Source organism: Bradyrhizobium sp. UFLA05-89 (assembly GCF_059803475.1).
Map to the genome: position 1 here is coordinate 35,390 of NZ_JBANBA010000068.1, position 13,956 is coordinate 49,345.

A 13,956-nucleotide genomic window follows, 5' to 3' on the forward strand; every position below is an offset into this window, starting at 1 on the left:
TGCCATCGGCCTCTTCATCTTTCGGCCAGTTCGACGCGGTGGCGCGGAACGCTCGCTCCGCTCGAACGTTCCTGCTCGCATGAGGAGGATCACGCTATGAAGCTTAGACTTGCGTTTGCCGCAGCCATGCTGCTCGCGCCGACCGCCGCACTCGCGGCGCCCGGCATCGTCACTGCGTCCGTCGGGTTGAGGGCGGGGCCGGGTCCCGGCTTTCCGATGGTCGATCGCATTCCCGGAGGCTCCCGCGTCAATGTCCACGGCTGCCTTGACGGCAAGGCCTGGTGCGACGTGAGCTGGTCGAACGACCGCGGCTGGGTGTCGTCGCAATATCTCGAATATCTCTACCGCAACCACTACGTCTATCTGCCCGACTATGTCGACGAGGTCGACGTGCCGGTGGTGCCGTTCGCGCTGAGCTCGTACTGGTCGAGCTACTATGCCGGCCGGCCCTGGTATCACCGCCGCGACTACTGGGCGAACTACTGGACATCGCATGAGCGCAATGCGACGCGGATGACGCTCGATCCGCGAGCCGCGCGCATCGGGCGAGCCGCGACGCGCGAAGGTGCGATCGCGGTCGGAGGCGGGCGCGCCGGCGAAGCCGCGCGTGTGACGCGCGAGCAATCGCAGGCTCGCGAGATCCGCGGTCGCCCGGCGGATGCACAGGCGCGGATGACGCATGAGAACGCGGTACGTGCGACGCACGAGAATGCGCGCGCCGCTGCCCATGAGAACGCTCGCGCCGCGGCCCGCGTGCAGCCAATGGCGCGCCCTCAGCCGCAGAATGCGCGCAGTCACGAGGCGCCGCGCGTCTCGGCGGCGCCCGCGGCACGTCCCGCGATGCCGCACGTCGCGCAGCCCAATGTCAGTCATGGCGCGCCGATGAACGCGCATGCGCAGATGCCGGCTCCGCGCGCAGCAGCGCCCGCGACACCCCATGTCGGTGGTGGTGGTGGCGGCGGTGCGCCGCATATCAATGCCGCGCCGCATGGCGGCGGTGCGCCCGCCGGAGGCCCTCCGGGCCGTGAGCGGCACTAACAAGAGCGAAAGCCCGGCCAAGAGCCGGGCTTTTCCTTTCCGGCCTGCACAATTTGAGGCAATTACGCAGAGGTAGATTTCATCGAACGTAACAACTTCACCGGATGCTCCCTTTGTCCACTCGGGGCAAGGGGCTTACGGGAGGATGACGATGAGACAGCCAGGCCATTCGGAGACGCGCCGGCAAAATGTCGCGATGAAGTCGATGTCGAAGGAGGCGAAGCAGCTCGCGCGTGTGATCGCCGGCTATCGCGGCTCGCTTCTCGATCTCGACCAGCAGCGGACGAGGACGAAATTGTCCGACGCCGAAAAGGGTATTTTGGACGAGCGGCGCAACAATTTGCTTGTGACGATTGCAGCATTGGAAGACCGCCTCTCGGCGGTGCAAGGATTGATCGACCTCGGCCGGCCGCACGTCATTCGCGTGCATTGACCGCCGCCAGCGCGTCCGACATCCATGACGTGATGGTTTCGCGTGCCGCGGCGGCGGTCGCGAGGCTGCACGATGCTCTGGACGGCACCAAATTGCCATGCTCCCGGCGAATTGCCGCCAAAGCCCGCTGGCACGTGAGAAGCGGGAGCAGGGGACGTGCGATGGGGACGACAGTGGCTTACAAGATGGTCGCAGAACGCGACAATGAGACGTATAGGTTCGAGCGTGAGAGCCGGCTCGTGATCGTGGCGAAGGCGCGCGTGTGGGCGAGCGAAGGCTGGCAGGTCGTGATAACCGACCAGGATGGCAAGGCCTACGCGCCGGCCGAATTCGAGGCGTTGCTGGCGGCCTGACCGGCCGCTTGATGGGGACAGGGGACAATTTTGACGTCATCTGATCGATCGGGGCGCGGGCTAATCGCGCCCCTGTTTGGCGTGGCCGCAGCAGTCCTGCTGACCGCGACCATTGCGCGCGCGCAAAATCTCGACGAGGGCAAGCCGCCGCAAAAACTGTTTGCCGATGGCTGCGCGAGCTGCCACCGCAGCCCGCGCGGTCTCGCCAAGGGGCGCTTCAGCTTCACGCTCTATTGGTTCCTGAAGGACCATTATGCGAGCAGCGCGGATTCGGCGAAGGCGCTCGCCGCCTATCTGGAGAGTGTCGACAGCCCGCCCGCGGGAAAGTCGCGCGCGGCGGCGAAATCGTCGAAGCCCACCGGTGCACCTCGGTCGTCGCTGCGACCGCCAGCGTCAGTGCCGCAGAGGTAACGGGTTACGCGGCTACCCGCTCAGCTCGTGCGCACTTTCGAAGCTCTGGCCGCCTGCGGCTGTTTCGCGGAGCCTCGCGCATCGCGCGCAACGGTGTGCCGGGCCGAGCGTGCGGCCGCGAGCTTCCTCGCAGCAATCTTTTTGTGCGGCTTCGCCTCAGCCGTGGCCTGCCTGGAGGTCGCGCCGCCCCGGCGAGACACATATTCCTGGCCGTCGATAGGGCCAACATGCGGCGGATCGTGGTCGAGATAGGGCCGGCCGATGCCGAGCGCCTTGCCGTTGGCATCGACCCACTTCCATAGCAGTTCGGTGGAGACCCAACGCTGCGCGCGGTTCTCGCCCTTGACGCTCACGATATCGGCGGCGAGCCCATGGCCATAACCGCCACGGGTGCTGCCGCCATGATACGACCGGTTGGAGGCGGCTTTCAGGCCGCTCGCGATCGATTGACGATAGTCGTCGCGGAAGGCGCTGGTAATGCCGGGCTCGAGACCGGCCGCCTGCGCGGCGTGAAGCGCGTGGAACAGCTTGAGCTTGAAGCTGCGGTCCATGCCGCCGATCACGTAATCCATCAGCGACATGCCGGCCTTGTCCGCGGCCTTCGGATCCTTCCAGGCAAAATCCTCGTCGACCAGCTTGGTGAACGTCCTCATGACCGTCACCATCTTGCCGCGACGCTTCACCGTCACGCTACGGCGCTCCTCCTCCTTGATCGAATCCTCCTTGGGCGTGCGCTGATAGAGCGCCCAGAGATAGCGGTCGATGCAGACGTCGACGACGAGGCATTCGTCGGCGACTTCGAGCGGATCCGGACCCTCGCGCGTGACGGCTGTCGCGTCGGTCGAGACGGGCTCCGCGCTCGCTGCGGCGAGTGGCGGCGTCTCCGCAGGCAGCACATCCGTCGGATCTGCGGAAGCAAGCTTGACGGTCGGCTCGTGCGTCTCCGTGGCGGTGATGCGCTCCGGCGTGCTTGAACTTGCGGGCTGCGGCGCTGTTTCCGCCGGCAGCATCTGTGCTGGATCGGCCGATGCAAGCTTGACGATGGGATCCGATGCGGTCGCGGCTGGCACCACGTCGGTCGTCGTCGTGCTCACCGCCGGCAGTGCGATCGTCGGCACGTCGATCACGGCGACGGGCTCGCTCACGGTCGCAGCGCGCGGGACGTCGGCAGGTTCGCCGCGCGCGGCGAGAGCAGGTGCGGAAGAGTCTGCAGCGACGTTGGCGCTGCTATTCTGGATTGCCCCAGGGGCGACTGTGGTGAGCCAAAGTGCAAAGGAGCCCGCGAGTACCGCCACGGGGCACGACACCGCCACGATGAGAGAGCGCTGATCGTTCATCATCCCAGCCTCCAAAGGCTCCCGCCGGAACCCGATTGCAACAGCCAAGCATGCGACGCAGCAATTGTTCGGGCGATGATATGGCGGCGCAATGGCACAAAAGACGGTTGCGGAGCTTTTCAGCGTGAGTGTGTCCCGGTGGACACGCGCGGGTTCCCTGCAGTTCCCATACGCCTCGCTGAGCGTCGCACGATCACGACGCTGAAAACAAAAAGGCCGCCCAACGGGCGGCCTTTGAAGTCATAAGCGCAGAGCCAATCAAAGTAGGTACCGCAAAGCCAGCCCCGGGATTCTCAAAATCGGCACGAGCTGAAACATTCTGCCCGGTCGCGTCGACCTTAATAGAAAATTGTTTCACGCGAAATGAGGAACTATGACTTCGCTTAATGCAAACCCTTAACGCGCGATGCAGCGTGAAAAGTCATGACTGGAGCGCGCCCGGCCAGGCCGATATGCAGATAGTGCCAAGGCGCGCCAGCATCGCGCACCATTACCGGCTCTACTTTCCCGGCGGCGTGTAAGCGGCGGCGAGGCGCGAGGCCTTTTCCGCGACCGACTTGAACTCGCCCATCTTCCAGGCGCGCACCGTTTCGATTTTCGCGATCGCACCGCTCGCAGCAGCCGCCATGCCGACCGCGATGGCATCGGAGCCGTCGGGCATATCCGTGATGATCACGGCATCATGCGCGCCGGTGGTCATGAACGCGCCAAGCAACTTGCCGCCGGCCTTCTCGACCAGCGTGTTGACGACCTCGGTGCGGTCCGTCGGCTTTTCGACAAGTCCCTTCACGCCCGTGTTCGAATAGGAGACGTAGGTGATGAACAATGGCATCGTTCCCTCCGTTGGGTGACTGAGCGCACGATCAGCTTTTTGAAAAAGGCGCCCGCAAGGGCGAGGATCAAGCCTGCCGACGGCATGCAAGCTGCCTGAAAAACGAAGCGGACTTCGGCACGTCCAGTGTGGCGGCAGCGAGGGACTATAGTCCCTTTTTCCGACGCGACAATGCGTTCACCTCGTGCAAGCGCGGTTGGGCTCTTGCGAAAGGTATCATCTTGGTGGAGCAATTGATGAGTATCGCTTTCGCTCCATCCACCTCCAAATTAAATCTTCCAAATCAACTCCTGCAAGTCGCATCCTCCAGGTCAAATCGCGCACATGCTCGTCATCTCCATTCAAAGTCAGGTCGTTCACGGCCATGTCGGCAACTCGGCCGCCGTCTATCCCATGCAGGCGGAGGGCGTGAATGTCGCGGCGGTGCCGACGACATTGCTGTCGAACCACCCGCGCTATCCGACGCTGCGCGGCCGCGTGCTGGACGCGGATCTGGTGGCCGATCTCCTGCTCGGCGTCGAGGAGCGGGGCCTGATCGAGCGGGGAAGCGTCCTTCTCACGGGCTATCTCGGCTCGCCTGCAAATGCAGAGGTCATCGCCGATTTCGTCGAGCGCGCGCGGCGACGAAATCCAAAGCTTATCTATCTCTGCGACCCCGTGATCGGGGACGACGGCAAGGTCTACGTCGCGGACGGCATTTTGGATGTGATCCGCAAGCGGCTCGTGCCGTCTGCGACCATCATCACGCCGAACCAGTTCGAGCTGGAACTGCTGTCCGGTATTGCAGTGAAGGATGCGTCCAGCCTGCTGGCCGCGAGCGTCGCCCTCGCGGCGCAGGGCCCCCGAGGCGTCATCGCGACCGGTTGCACGCTCGCCGACACGCCAGCAGCGCAGGTGGAGACGACCCTCTGGCAGGGCGAAAAACTGTCGCGCTTTGCGACAGCACGGCTGCCGATCCGGCCGTGCGGGACCGGCGACCTGCTGTCGGGACTCGTGGCGGCGGGGCTTGCGAAGGGAGTGACGGCCGAGACGGCGGTTCAGCTGGCAGTCGATGCTGTGTTTGCGGTGCTCGGACACACACATCAAGCCGGGTCGGAGGAGCTTTGCCTCGTCACACCTACAGATTGAGTAAGTGCTATTGTAATTATCTATGGATGCTAAACGTGGCGGTTCGGAAATGCGGCAAACTTCGGGCCGTCAACAACACATACAGTTAGAAGCCCTATTGTCCCCGTAATACATTGTGTGGGTTGGGGTTGTTCGGGCGCGTATCGGGAGAACCTATCCATGGCAAGTGTTGAGCAATTGCGAAGAAAGGACTCGGTAAACTTGGTTCAGCTAGAGGCGGACATTGCGTCGGTTCGCCCGGGAAGTTCATTAGCTTCAATTGCATTACCTGATTATGTCGAGCACACGGAGGGGGTCACGCGCGTAGGGGCCCTCAGCGCAGAGGCGGTCATTCGCGACTACGAGTCCGCCGCAAAAGAGATCGAGGCGATGGGGGCCGAGCTGATCGGCGCTGCGCGAAAATGCGAAGAGCTGACGGCCCAGGTGCACGATGCGATCGCGTATATGCGCGAAACGGCTGCGGGTTACCGGGAAGAAGGACGCAAGATCTTCAAGAGGATCGAAGAATGCGCCCTGTTCACCGAGGACGTCCGCAAGACATGCGAGCAGGTGAAGCGCAGAATGGAAGCCTCAGGCCGTGTTTCCTCCACGGAGGAGAATGAGCCGGCCGAGCAGGAGCAGGTCTCCGAAAGCGCGTAGATCCCTCTGGATCTGGTCCCCTTGATCCGAGGGATGTGAGACCGCCCTCGGGCGGTCTCTTTTTGCTTTTTTCGAGAGCTTCGCGATCTGCCGCATTATCGGCTAGTGGCGCGTTGCACGGACTTCCAGCGTGGTCTGGGTGATCCTGGCCACGAAGCCCTCAAAATTTACGACCCTCTGCTTGACCAATTGTTCGTGCAGGCCGGCGATTTTCTGCGATTCTGCGACGAAGCTATCATACGCCTGCTTGGCGAATTCCATCTGAAGCTCGAACGCCTCCGCAGGTGAGCTAGCGCTCGCAAGCTTCCCGACGAAAGACCAGGCGTGTTCAAACGACCTCCTGGTGTAGTCGCCATAGGCATCTGTGATCGCCTGAAGACTAACCGGTACGAGTTCCATCGAAGCGGCTGGCACGTCTGCTGCCTCGGTGGTTGAAATCTCGGTCGACGGGAGCTGCAGATTGAGGTCGACATCGGCCTCCAGCTCGGTCGCTTGACTGGTTTCCGGCTCGGCAGCCGGCAACTGATCCGTTGCGGTCGCGTGTTGCTCGTCGGCCTTGGTCTGCTTCGTCTTTTTCTTTCGGTTACGCTGGCCGGATTTTCCGGTCGGCTTGGTCTGGTCCGCGCTCAACATTACAAAATCACTCCCCAAATCGATGAAGCCACAACCCTCCGCCGTATTTGCGCTAAAATCGCGATTACGGCTTGTCGCGGGCGTGGCAGGCATGTGATGAGATTTGGCAGGATGAACGCCGGGCCCGGAGGTATCAGCTTCCGTGGCACCTGCGAAATCTGCATTGTTGCAATGCAGCAACACGGGCTACCGCACTGCAGCATAAGGACATAGCTCCGGATCTCAAATCTACCCAGGAGATTCGGTGTGAAGACAATTTCGTTAACCATTGCAGCTGCCGCCATGTCGGTTGCTGCTGCCACCGCAGCGTTCGCCGCGGAACTGCCGAGCTATGAAGCCAATGGCTTTCCGGTCTCGCCGGTGCAGGTGGGCCTGCTCGGCGCCGCGCACGTGAACCAGCAGGCGGCCGCCACCACCGCGCCATCTCCGCAACAGGTCAGCGTGCTGACGTCGCGCGCCAAAGTGACGACCGCAACGACCGCGCCGGTGACAACCGGCACCGCGCGCTGAGCACGATCCGAGAGAGCAGGGTGGGCCTGCGCCGTTAGCCAGCCCATCCTGCCGGCTGATCCCGCGACCACGGTCCAGGTGCAGCCCCGGGCTCGCGTATCGTCAAATTGACAGACCTAAATTAACTCAATCGTAGATTGCGCACACTATCCGGTTGCGCGCAGGCCAAGCCTGGCACAACCGGAAAGGATACGATCTTGAAGCGCATTTTCGCAAAATTTATCGCTGACGAGTCCGGCGCGACCGCGATCGAGTACGGACTGATTGCCGCCGGCATCGCGCTTGCCATCATCGAAGTCATCTATGCGCTCGGCACCAATCTGGTTGAGAAACTCACCGCGCTGGCGACCGCGTTGAAGTAGAGCGCTGAACGCGTGGCCCCGGATGGAGTGAAAGCGTAATCCGGGACCATGCCGCAGGGCCGAAGTTCCGGTTTGCGCTTCGGCCTTCGCTCGTTGAGCTACGGCGGACAAGTCGCTCCGTCCGGCTACTGAACGCTTTACCGATCGCGTTGATTGATAAATACCGCAAATCAGAAATTTTGTAAACGGGGAATCTGTCGGACCGTTGGGGCCGATCAACCGAACAGCGCGGCGTAGATCACGTAAATCCAGCCCAAGATGCCATGGATGATCGCCCACAGGATCGAATGGTTCTTGGTGTAGGAGATCGCGATGGCCAGCGCCGAGCCGAACCCGACGCCATATTTCGCGCTCTCGACCCGAACTCCGTAGTAGCGATTGCCGTTCATGGTCGTCCTCGCTTCGCTGGTCGTCGTGGTGCGGCTTTACGCCTTCCGCACGAACTCCGATTTCAGATTCATCGCGCCGATGCCGTCGATCTTGCAGGCGATGTTGTGCCCGTCGCTGGCGTCCTGGAGGCGGATGTTCCTGACCTTGGTGCCGCCTTTGACGACCGACGACGATCCCTTGATCTTGAGGTCCTTGATCACGATGACGCTGTCGCCATCGGCAAGCCCATTGCCGTTGGCATCACGCGCGCCCGCCTCCTGCGCCGCTTCCGAGGCCGCCTCAGTCGACGTGCTCCACTCATGGGCGCATTCCGGGCAGACCCAGAGACCGCGATCCTGGTAGGCATGCTCCGAACGGCAGTTCGGGCATTTCATGGCGTCGTCCATCGTCAAACTCATCCCCCTTCTCAGGCGGGCGCACCGTAGGGGCCGGGGAGGGGAAAGCAAGGGAAATCCGGGCCGTTTCCCTCCCATCATCGTGACGCAGCATTTGGCTGATACGGCTTGTGGCCTGCCTCACGAAGCATAGCTGATGGGGAGCGGATTACCGCTTGCGCCTCTTTCAGGTAACATCATTGCATGAGCGAAATCGAAACCCTGTTTGGTGTGTTGCGCCAGTCGGCTGACGAAGGCGTCGTCGACATGCTCGAGCGCATGGTGCGGGAGGCGCCGGACCATGCCTTGAACCGCATGAACGCGCTCGACCTTGCGGCAAATGCCGGCCTCGACGAGGAGCGCGTCGTCGCAGGCCTGCTGCACGCGGTGCAGCTCGGCATGGCCGAGCTGACCTGGAGCGTGATCTGCCCGAGCTGCGCCGGTGTGCTGTCCGCCAACAAGAGCCTGAAGACCCTCAACAGCCCGCACTATCATTGCGCCTTCTGCGCCGCGGGCTATGAGACGACGCTGGACAATCTGGTCGAGGTGACCTTCACGATCAGCCCGCGGGTGCGCAAGATCGCGGCCCACAATCCCGACGAGCTGTCGCTGGCCGACTACTATCGCCAGATCTTCTGGAGCTCGGCGATCGATCTCCCGGGCGACGTGGAGACGCTGCTGCGCGAGGTGACGCTCGAGACCTTCGACCTGCCGCCGGGCGAGCGAGCCATCCTGTCCCTGCACGCGCCGGAAGGCACGTTGATCGTCTTCGATCCCGTGACGCACACCGCCCAGTTCCTCGAGATCAAGGGCGAGGAGACCAGCGAGCGGCAAAACCTCTCGATGATCTTCAGCAAGGCCGAGACGCCTGCCGAGGCGGTCACACTGCGCCCGGGGCCGTTGCGGCTGGCGCTGGACAACCGCACCGATGGCCGCGTGCTGCCGGCGGTGTGGGTCGCAAACAAGGCGCTCGAGGATCTCCTGACGCGGCGCAAGCCGGCGCTGACGGCAAAACGCCTCCTCACCAACCAGACTTTTCGCGATCTCTACCGCACCGACACACTCGCCATCGGCCAGCGCCTGAAGATCCTCAGCCTGACCTTCCTGTTCTCGGACTTGCGCGATTCGACGGGGCTCTACGAGCATGTCGGCGATCTCGTCGCCTTCGATCTCGTCAATGAGCATTTTCGCCTCTTGCAGGAGATCATCGTCTCCGAACACGGCGCCATCGTGAAGACGATTGGCGATGCCGTGATGGCGACCTTCGAGACGCCCGACCGTGCCATTGCCGCCGCCATCCGCATGCGCGAGGCGATGAGCGACCTCGGCGCCGAGCGCCAGCATCAGGGCCTGCTGCTGAAGATGGGCATCCACGAAGGCTCGTGCCTCGCGGTCACGCTCAACGGCCAGCAGGACTATTTCGGCCAGACCGTCAACATCGCCTCGCGCGTCCAGGGGCTTGCCGCCTCACGCGCGATCGTGGTGACGGAGCCGGTGGTGGAGCACGCCAGCGCGCGGACCCTGCTCGAGGCCGGCGGCTTGCAGCCGACGCGCCGCAGCGTGGCACTGAGCGGCATCGCGGACCGGGTGTCGGTGTACGAGATCCCCTGAGGCGGGCAGGGCCGGGTGGGGACAAAACCAAAAACGCGAAAACAACCCCATGCAAAGTAGCCGGTGGCCGGGTGGGACGATCTACGGATTTGACGAATTCGGTTGACGCGTCGGGCAAATCACCGGCATGATGTCATCATCGCAGTTGACGGTCCGCAGCCCGGATGGAGCAAAGCGAAATCCGGGACTGGAGCCCACGGGACAATACCCGGATTGCGCTGCGCTCCATCCGGGCTACGCGACTCCTTATGTACGGCCGTTCAAGACGGACGTGATCTCTTTAATGGTTGCTTTGCAGATCGCGCTGCTTGATGCGGTCGCCGCATCTTGCGCGGCCATTTCTGGAAATCATACTGGAGGCCGTCATGCCCGTTGCGCAGAAAGCTGTCATTGCCACCACCTCGCTACGTGGTTTCATTCTCAGGCATCTGGCGCTGTTCGCGGCGGCCGCGCTGTTCGTGTTCGTGCTGGGCTTGACCTATGGGCTGGATCTCAGCCCGGGATTTTTCTGAGCGAAAGTGAACTCGTAGCCCGAATGAGCGAAGCGACATCCGGGGAACGGAAGACCCGGATGTCGCTCCATCCGGGCTAGGCTGCTCTACCCGTCGTACAGGCTCACCAATCCGGATAGCCGTAAAGGTCCATCATATAGGGCGGGGGCATCCAGGGTCCTCGCGGCGGCCGGGCCCGCCGAGGTGCGGCTGCCTGTACGTGCTGGCGCACAGGCGCATCGTTCTCCTTCATCACGGTCCGCGCAACTGGTTTCGCGGATGACGCAGCGACCTGCGTTTGCAGCGCCTGCACCTGCGCAGCGAGGCGCGCAGCGTCCCCCGCATCCTTCTCCCGCGCCGTCTTGAGTTGTTGAATGGCGTCGGCCTGCTCGCGAAGCGTTTGCTCGTGACTGCTTTTCAGTTGCTCGAGCTTTTCGTTGATGCTCGCAAGCGACTGCGTGATGGTCTTGAGCGATTGCGCGAGCTCGGCGGCTGTCTGGTCGGGCGGTGTGGCGGGGGCTGGCGGAACACTTTCCGCTTGCTTCTCCACTTGCTTCTCCGGTTCCTTGGGGACCGGCGGTGCCGGCACGGACGTCGGCCCATCCGCAGCAGCTAGCTGGACTACCGGCGACGTCGGAGAATTGCGAGGCTCCGACACCTCCGGGGGCGCAACCGCGGCCGGCGGGGCCCATCGCGCCATGATCGCTTTGGCCTCATCGCGATATTGCGAAGCGAAGGCAGCACCAAGGATGCCTATCGCCAGCAGCAGGCCAACGAAGGCGCGCAGCATGGGTCGATCCCCTTTCAGGCCTTGATGGTTACCTTGCTGGCTAACCGGGCTCTGCGGCGCCGGCGGCTTATCCGGGGAAACGTCGCTGCGTTCCGCATCGGCCTTTGCTTGCGGGGCGGGCGGGCTATCGCTGCCGCGTTCCAATCCGGAAACCACTCGGTCCAGCCGCGCAAGTTCTTCGTTAGCGCTTTTGATCTGCTCATAGGCCCGCGTCAGCTCGCCATCGGCGTGCGGTTCAGCAGGCTTCGGATCATCCGGCTTCGGGTCGTGCGTCTCAGCCACCGATGCGCTCTCCATTCAGCCTCGCGTCAACGGAACGAGTGCGGCAGTCCGATCAAGAGGATAGTTCTCGCCGCCGTCCAAGACAACGCGGGCGCGAGGGAGAAATTATGGCGACCGTCATCCGGGCTGCGGGTTGACTACAGGAGCTGTTCCCCGATCGCCTTGCAGCCGCGCGTTGTCCCCTAGGCATCCGTGCGACGTGCTATGTTATGGCGGGGAGGATGATCAATGAGAGTCCTGACAGCGCTACTCGCCCTGCTGCTTTCAAGTCCGGCCGCCGCCCAGGACTGCCAGACATGCTCGATGGCCGACGCCTGCATGAAGGAATACGGCAAGGCGACCTCGGAAGCCCAAAGGGCCACCAGGCAAGCCATCCGGGATTGGAAGCAGAATCTGGACAGAAAGGCCTCCGCGGAATTGTCCAGCAGGGGCATAGCCGCACTGCAAGACACAATGGAGACGCAGGTTCGTTCGGAGCTGGAGCGCCTGAAGGAATGCCTGGCGAAGATCAGGTAGCGGGGAAGCTCTCGACCCATCGCAGGGGCTTCGCACCCCAAATGTCGTGACAAGCCGGTTTGGTGCGCGCGGTGGCCGAAATCCGCCGGCGGCAACGGCGGTCATTCGAGCATGGCGAGAGCGAATTAGCTTGCCTTGCTTTGTGTCCTTCAGCACTCTTCGCGGGAAGGAGACTGACGCATGAAAATGATGACCGTCGCATGTGCTCTCGGAACGGCCCTCGTTGTGTGTAACCTTGGGATATCAGGTGCTGAAGCCCGGGCACGGAAGGCCCAGGTAGTTCGCGAACCACAGCAGAGGCTTGTTGTCACGGTGCCCGTGCTCAGGCCCACTCCGTGGGATTATAATGTTGTTCCACGCTATCGTTATCGCCCTGAGGACGACCGGGTCGATCCGTACGGTCCGCCGCTGGTGCCGTCGTGGGTCCGCTATGAGGGGTGGCGGTGGCCATACTGGTGGTGAACAACGATCGCATGATCGGCCACCGTACGCTCTCTACGCTCATCCGGGCTACTGTAGGGTGGGCAGAGCGAAGCGTGCCCACCTCTTTGGTCGCCACGGGCAGAAGTGGTGGGCACGTCGCTTACGCTCCTTTGCCCACCCTACGCGTTGCTACGCCCTCTAAGACTTAACCGCCGTCATCCGCCGCGAGGCGCAGGAATTGCCGCTTCATCGCGTTGACCCTGGAGATATAGCCCGCGACGAGATGATCGCCGCAGCGCTCGCCGGCCATCATCTGAAAGTGACGGCGTGCGTAGGCTAAGGCGGGGCCCGCGCCGCAGAGATGGATCAGAGCGGCCAGATCCTGCTTCTGCTGCGCGCTTGCCTTCACATCGCCCGCGAGGCCGAGAACCGCAACCACATTGCGGTCCAGATACACCGATGCCAGCTCGATCGCGTGGCTCGGGATTGCGCGGATATGGAAGCTGGTGAACCCGCAGCCGGTCTCCGTGACCGCGTTGCCGCGGATGCAGAACCGCGCGGCCTCGGCATAAGCCGGATCAGTCATCTGGTAGAGGCCGACGGCGCTCGAGGCGGGCCGGTAAATCGCGAGAGGATTGAGGCTCCATCGCCAGCGCCAGTAGGTGCGCGCCACCGGATTGCCCGAACTCTCGACCTGCGCCAGCGCGGCCAGCAATTCGGGCGTGATCGTAGCGGTGGAATAGGTGCGGAACAGCGGCCCGTATTGCCGCCAGTTCTCGGCCGGCTCCTTGTCGAGGGTGTTTCCGACAAAGACGAACAGCTCGGTCGGCTTGCGCATCACGTGATAGGCGATGTTGAAAAGCGCGATGGCCGCAAGCAGCATCGCGACGCCACACGCGATCCGAACCATCCGCGGTGCGCGCGCGAATGTCTTTCGCACCCACCGGGCGCCCCGCCGGAACTTGCGCAGGCGAGGGAGGAGGCTGTTGCTTTTCCTTGGCATGGCTTTTGGAGCTAGGGTTAATGCGGCTGGCGCTTGCGACCATCACCCGGCGAAGTCGATGGTATTGCCGTGAAATCTGGCGTCACCGCCCTCCGACTCCGTCTCATTGAATCCCGGCTCTGCGCTCACCCGGCCGATCGGGTTCTTGCGAGAAACAACATGCGTCTGTAGGTTGCGCCGCAGTAGCGTTAATTTTCCGTAAATGGATCGAGTGAAATGACCGCAATTCGGAGCGTGGCGTCGGAAGAAGGTTTGGACCGGAAAATGCCACCGGGTGTGCTTCTCGAAGGTCCGGTGGTCGACGCCAAGTTTCTCGATTCCTATATCGCGTTCGGCTTCATGATCGGCGGTTCGATCGCTGCGCTGATCTGGGGAGTCTGGCAAGGCATCGGCCGGGTGC

Annotated in this window: 18 protein-coding genes and 1 pseudogene; 12 read left to right on the forward strand and 7 right to left on the reverse strand. The window is 62.9% G+C overall.

Translation table 11 applies throughout. The features are described 5' to 3' along the window. The first annotated feature begins 96 nt into the window (after window positions 1-96). The 4 genes from SO139_RS29050 to SO139_RS29065 all read left to right on the forward strand — a co-directional run bounded on the left by SO139_RS29050 (window position 97) and on the right by SO139_RS29065 (window position 2,235). On the forward strand, window positions 97-1,038 hold the full coding sequence (locus tag SO139_RS29050; RefSeq protein ID WP_474797170.1) for an SH3 domain-containing protein: 942 nt from the start codon (window positions 97-99) through the stop codon (window positions 1,036-1,038). Window positions 1,039-1,189: 151 nt separating this feature from the next. After that, entirely contained in the window at window positions 1,190-1,471 is a 282-nt protein-coding gene (locus SO139_RS29055) for a hypothetical protein (protein ID WP_474797172.1), read from the forward strand. A gap of 161 nt (window positions 1,472-1,632) precedes the next feature. After that, the gene (locus tag SO139_RS29060; RefSeq protein WP_474797175.1) at window positions 1,633-1,824 is read left to right on the forward strand and encodes a hypothetical protein; all 192 of its coding nucleotides are present in this window, start codon (window positions 1,633-1,635) and stop codon (window positions 1,822-1,824) included. A gap of 30 nt (window positions 1,825-1,854) precedes the next feature. Beyond that, window positions 1,855-2,235: a hypothetical protein gene (locus SO139_RS29065; protein WP_449382116.1), complete on the forward strand. Its 381-nt coding sequence runs from the start codon at window positions 1,855-1,857 to the stop codon at window positions 2,233-2,235. A 20-nt stretch (window positions 2,236-2,255) separates the two neighbouring features. Here the strand turns inward: SO139_RS29065 and SO139_RS29070 are convergent, their stop codons facing one another. Then, entirely contained in the window at window positions 2,256-3,572 is a 1,317-nt protein-coding gene (locus SO139_RS29070) for a hypothetical protein (protein WP_449382155.1), read from the reverse strand. Window positions 3,573-4,071: 499 nt separating this feature from the next. After that, on the reverse strand, window positions 4,072-4,404 hold the full coding sequence (locus SO139_RS29075) for a GYD domain-containing protein (RefSeq protein WP_449382115.1): 333 nt from the start codon (window positions 4,402-4,404) through the stop codon (window positions 4,072-4,074). 324 nt (window positions 4,405-4,728) lie between these two features. Here SO139_RS29075 and pdxY point away from each other — a divergent pair, with 324 nt between their 5' ends. After that, a complete protein-coding gene (gene pdxY, locus SO139_RS29080; RefSeq protein ID WP_449382114.1) occupies window positions 4,729-5,532 on the forward strand; it encodes a pyridoxal kinase in 804 nt (267 codons plus the stop codon). Between the two features lie 159 nt (window positions 5,533-5,691). Then, window positions 5,692-6,171: a hypothetical protein gene (locus SO139_RS29085; RefSeq protein WP_449382113.1), complete on the forward strand. Its 480-nt coding sequence runs from the start codon at window positions 5,692-5,694 to the stop codon at window positions 6,169-6,171. Window positions 6,172-6,273: 102 nt separating this feature from the next. On the opposite strand, the gene SO139_RS29090 is transcribed toward SO139_RS29085, so the two are convergent. Then, complete coding sequence (locus tag SO139_RS29090; protein WP_449382112.1) at window positions 6,274-6,897, reverse strand: phasin family protein; 624 nt, start codon at window positions 6,895-6,897, stop codon at window positions 6,274-6,276. A 153-nt stretch (window positions 6,898-7,050) separates the two neighbouring features. Here SO139_RS29090 and SO139_RS29095 point away from each other — a divergent pair, with 153 nt between their 5' ends. Beyond that, window positions 7,051-7,314 carry a hypothetical protein gene (locus SO139_RS29095; protein WP_498541051.1) on the forward strand — a complete coding sequence of 88 codons (264 nt, stop codon included), beginning with the start codon at window positions 7,051-7,053 and terminating at the stop codon, window positions 7,312-7,314. A 197-nt stretch (window positions 7,315-7,511) separates the two neighbouring features. Beyond that, a complete protein-coding gene (locus SO139_RS29100; RefSeq protein ID WP_449382110.1) occupies window positions 7,512-7,676 on the forward strand; it encodes a Flp family type IVb pilin in 165 nt (54 codons plus the stop codon). A gap of 215 nt (window positions 7,677-7,891) precedes the next feature. Here SO139_RS29100 and SO139_RS29105 read toward each other — a convergent pair whose 3' ends face one another. Beyond that, window positions 7,892-8,065, reverse strand: a complete 174-nt coding sequence (locus SO139_RS29105) for a hypothetical protein (protein WP_498541052.1) — start codon at window positions 8,063-8,065, stop codon at window positions 7,892-7,894. A 36-nt stretch (window positions 8,066-8,101) separates the two neighbouring features. Then, window positions 8,102-8,452 carry a zinc ribbon domain-containing protein YjdM gene (locus tag SO139_RS29110; protein ID WP_449382154.1) on the reverse strand — a complete coding sequence of 117 codons (351 nt, stop codon included), beginning with the start codon at window positions 8,450-8,452 and terminating at the stop codon, window positions 8,102-8,104. Between the two features lie 192 nt (window positions 8,453-8,644). Here SO139_RS29110 and SO139_RS29115 point away from each other — a divergent pair, with 192 nt between their 5' ends. Both SO139_RS29115 and SO139_RS29120 read left to right on the forward strand, forming a co-directional pair. Then, window positions 8,645-10,051 carry an adenylate/guanylate cyclase domain-containing protein gene (locus SO139_RS29115; RefSeq protein WP_449382108.1) on the forward strand — a complete coding sequence of 469 codons (1,407 nt, stop codon included), beginning with the start codon at window positions 8,645-8,647 and terminating at the stop codon, window positions 10,049-10,051. Between the two features lie 365 nt (window positions 10,052-10,416). Next, entirely contained in the window at window positions 10,417-10,563 is a 147-nt protein-coding gene (locus SO139_RS29120) for a hypothetical protein (RefSeq protein WP_449382107.1), read from the forward strand. A 103-nt stretch (window positions 10,564-10,666) separates the two neighbouring features. On the opposite strand, the gene SO139_RS29125 is transcribed toward SO139_RS29120, so the two are convergent. Then, a complete protein-coding gene (locus SO139_RS29125; protein ID WP_449382106.1) occupies window positions 10,667-11,629 on the reverse strand; it encodes a hypothetical protein in 963 nt (320 codons plus the stop codon). Window positions 11,630-11,842: 213 nt separating this feature from the next. Between SO139_RS29125 and SO139_RS29130 the strand changes: the two genes are divergently transcribed. Further along, window positions 11,843-12,130: a hypothetical protein gene (locus SO139_RS29130; protein WP_449382105.1), complete on the forward strand. Its 288-nt coding sequence runs from the start codon at window positions 11,843-11,845 to the stop codon at window positions 12,128-12,130. A 628-nt stretch (window positions 12,131-12,758) separates the two neighbouring features. Here the strand turns inward: SO139_RS29130 and SO139_RS29135 are convergent. Beyond that, window positions 12,759-13,556 (reverse strand): transglycosylase SLT domain-containing protein, encoded by a 798-nt coding sequence (locus tag SO139_RS29135; protein WP_449382104.1) that lies wholly within the window; start codon window positions 13,554-13,556, stop codon window positions 12,759-12,761. 216 nt (window positions 13,557-13,772) lie between these two features. Between SO139_RS29135 and SO139_RS29140 the strand changes: the two are divergent. Beyond that, a pseudogene (locus SO139_RS29140) lies at window positions 13,773-13,956 on the forward strand (acyl-CoA desaturase); the annotation flags it as partial.

Bases quoted from the DNA above. Each gene is read 5' to 3' on its own strand.
- SO139_RS29070 (WP_449382155.1), bottom strand. From the start codon at position 3,572: ATGAACGATCAGCGCTCTCTCATCGTGGCGGTGTCGTGCCCCGTGGCG.
- SO139_RS29060 (WP_474797175.1), top strand. From the start codon at position 1,633: ATGGGGACGACAGTGGCTTACAAGATGGTCGCAGAACGCGACAATGAG.
- SO139_RS29115 (WP_449382108.1), top strand. From the start codon at position 8,645: ATGAGCGAAATCGAAACCCTGTTTGGTGTGTTGCGCCAGTCGGCTGAC.
- SO139_RS29130 (WP_449382105.1), top strand. From the start codon at position 11,843: ATGAGAGTCCTGACAGCGCTACTCGCCCTGCTGCTTTCAAGTCCGGCC.
- SO139_RS29110 (WP_449382154.1), bottom strand. From the start codon at position 8,452: ATGGACGACGCCATGAAATGCCCGAACTGCCGTTCGGAGCATGCCTAC.
- SO139_RS29120 (WP_449382107.1), top strand. From the start codon at position 10,417: ATGCCCGTTGCGCAGAAAGCTGTCATTGCCACCACCTCGCTACGTGGT.
- SO139_RS29085 (WP_449382113.1), top strand. From the start codon at position 5,692: ATGGCAAGTGTTGAGCAATTGCGAAGAAAGGACTCGGTAAACTTGGTT.
- SO139_RS29075 (WP_449382115.1), bottom strand. From the start codon at position 4,404: ATGCCATTGTTCATCACCTACGTCTCCTATTCGAACACGGGCGTGAAG.
- pdxY (WP_449382114.1), top strand. From the start codon at position 4,729: ATGCTCGTCATCTCCATTCAAAGTCAGGTCGTTCACGGCCATGTCGGC.
- SO139_RS29125 (WP_449382106.1), bottom strand. From the start codon at position 11,629: ATGGAGAGCGCATCGGTGGCTGAGACGCACGACCCGAAGCCGGATGAT.
- SO139_RS29050 (WP_474797170.1), top strand. From the start codon at position 97: ATGAAGCTTAGACTTGCGTTTGCCGCAGCCATGCTGCTCGCGCCGACC.
- SO139_RS29135 (WP_449382104.1), bottom strand. From the start codon at position 13,556: ATGCCAAGGAAAAGCAACAGCCTCCTCCCTCGCCTGCGCAAGTTCCGG.
- SO139_RS29055 (WP_474797172.1), top strand. From the start codon at position 1,190: ATGAGACAGCCAGGCCATTCGGAGACGCGCCGGCAAAATGTCGCGATG.
- SO139_RS29090 (WP_449382112.1), bottom strand. From the start codon at position 6,897: ATGCCTGCCACGCCCGCGACAAGCCGTAATCGCGATTTTAGCGCAAAT.
- SO139_RS29105 (WP_498541052.1), bottom strand. From the start codon at position 8,065: ATGAACGGCAATCGCTACTACGGAGTTCGGGTCGAGAGCGCGAAATAT.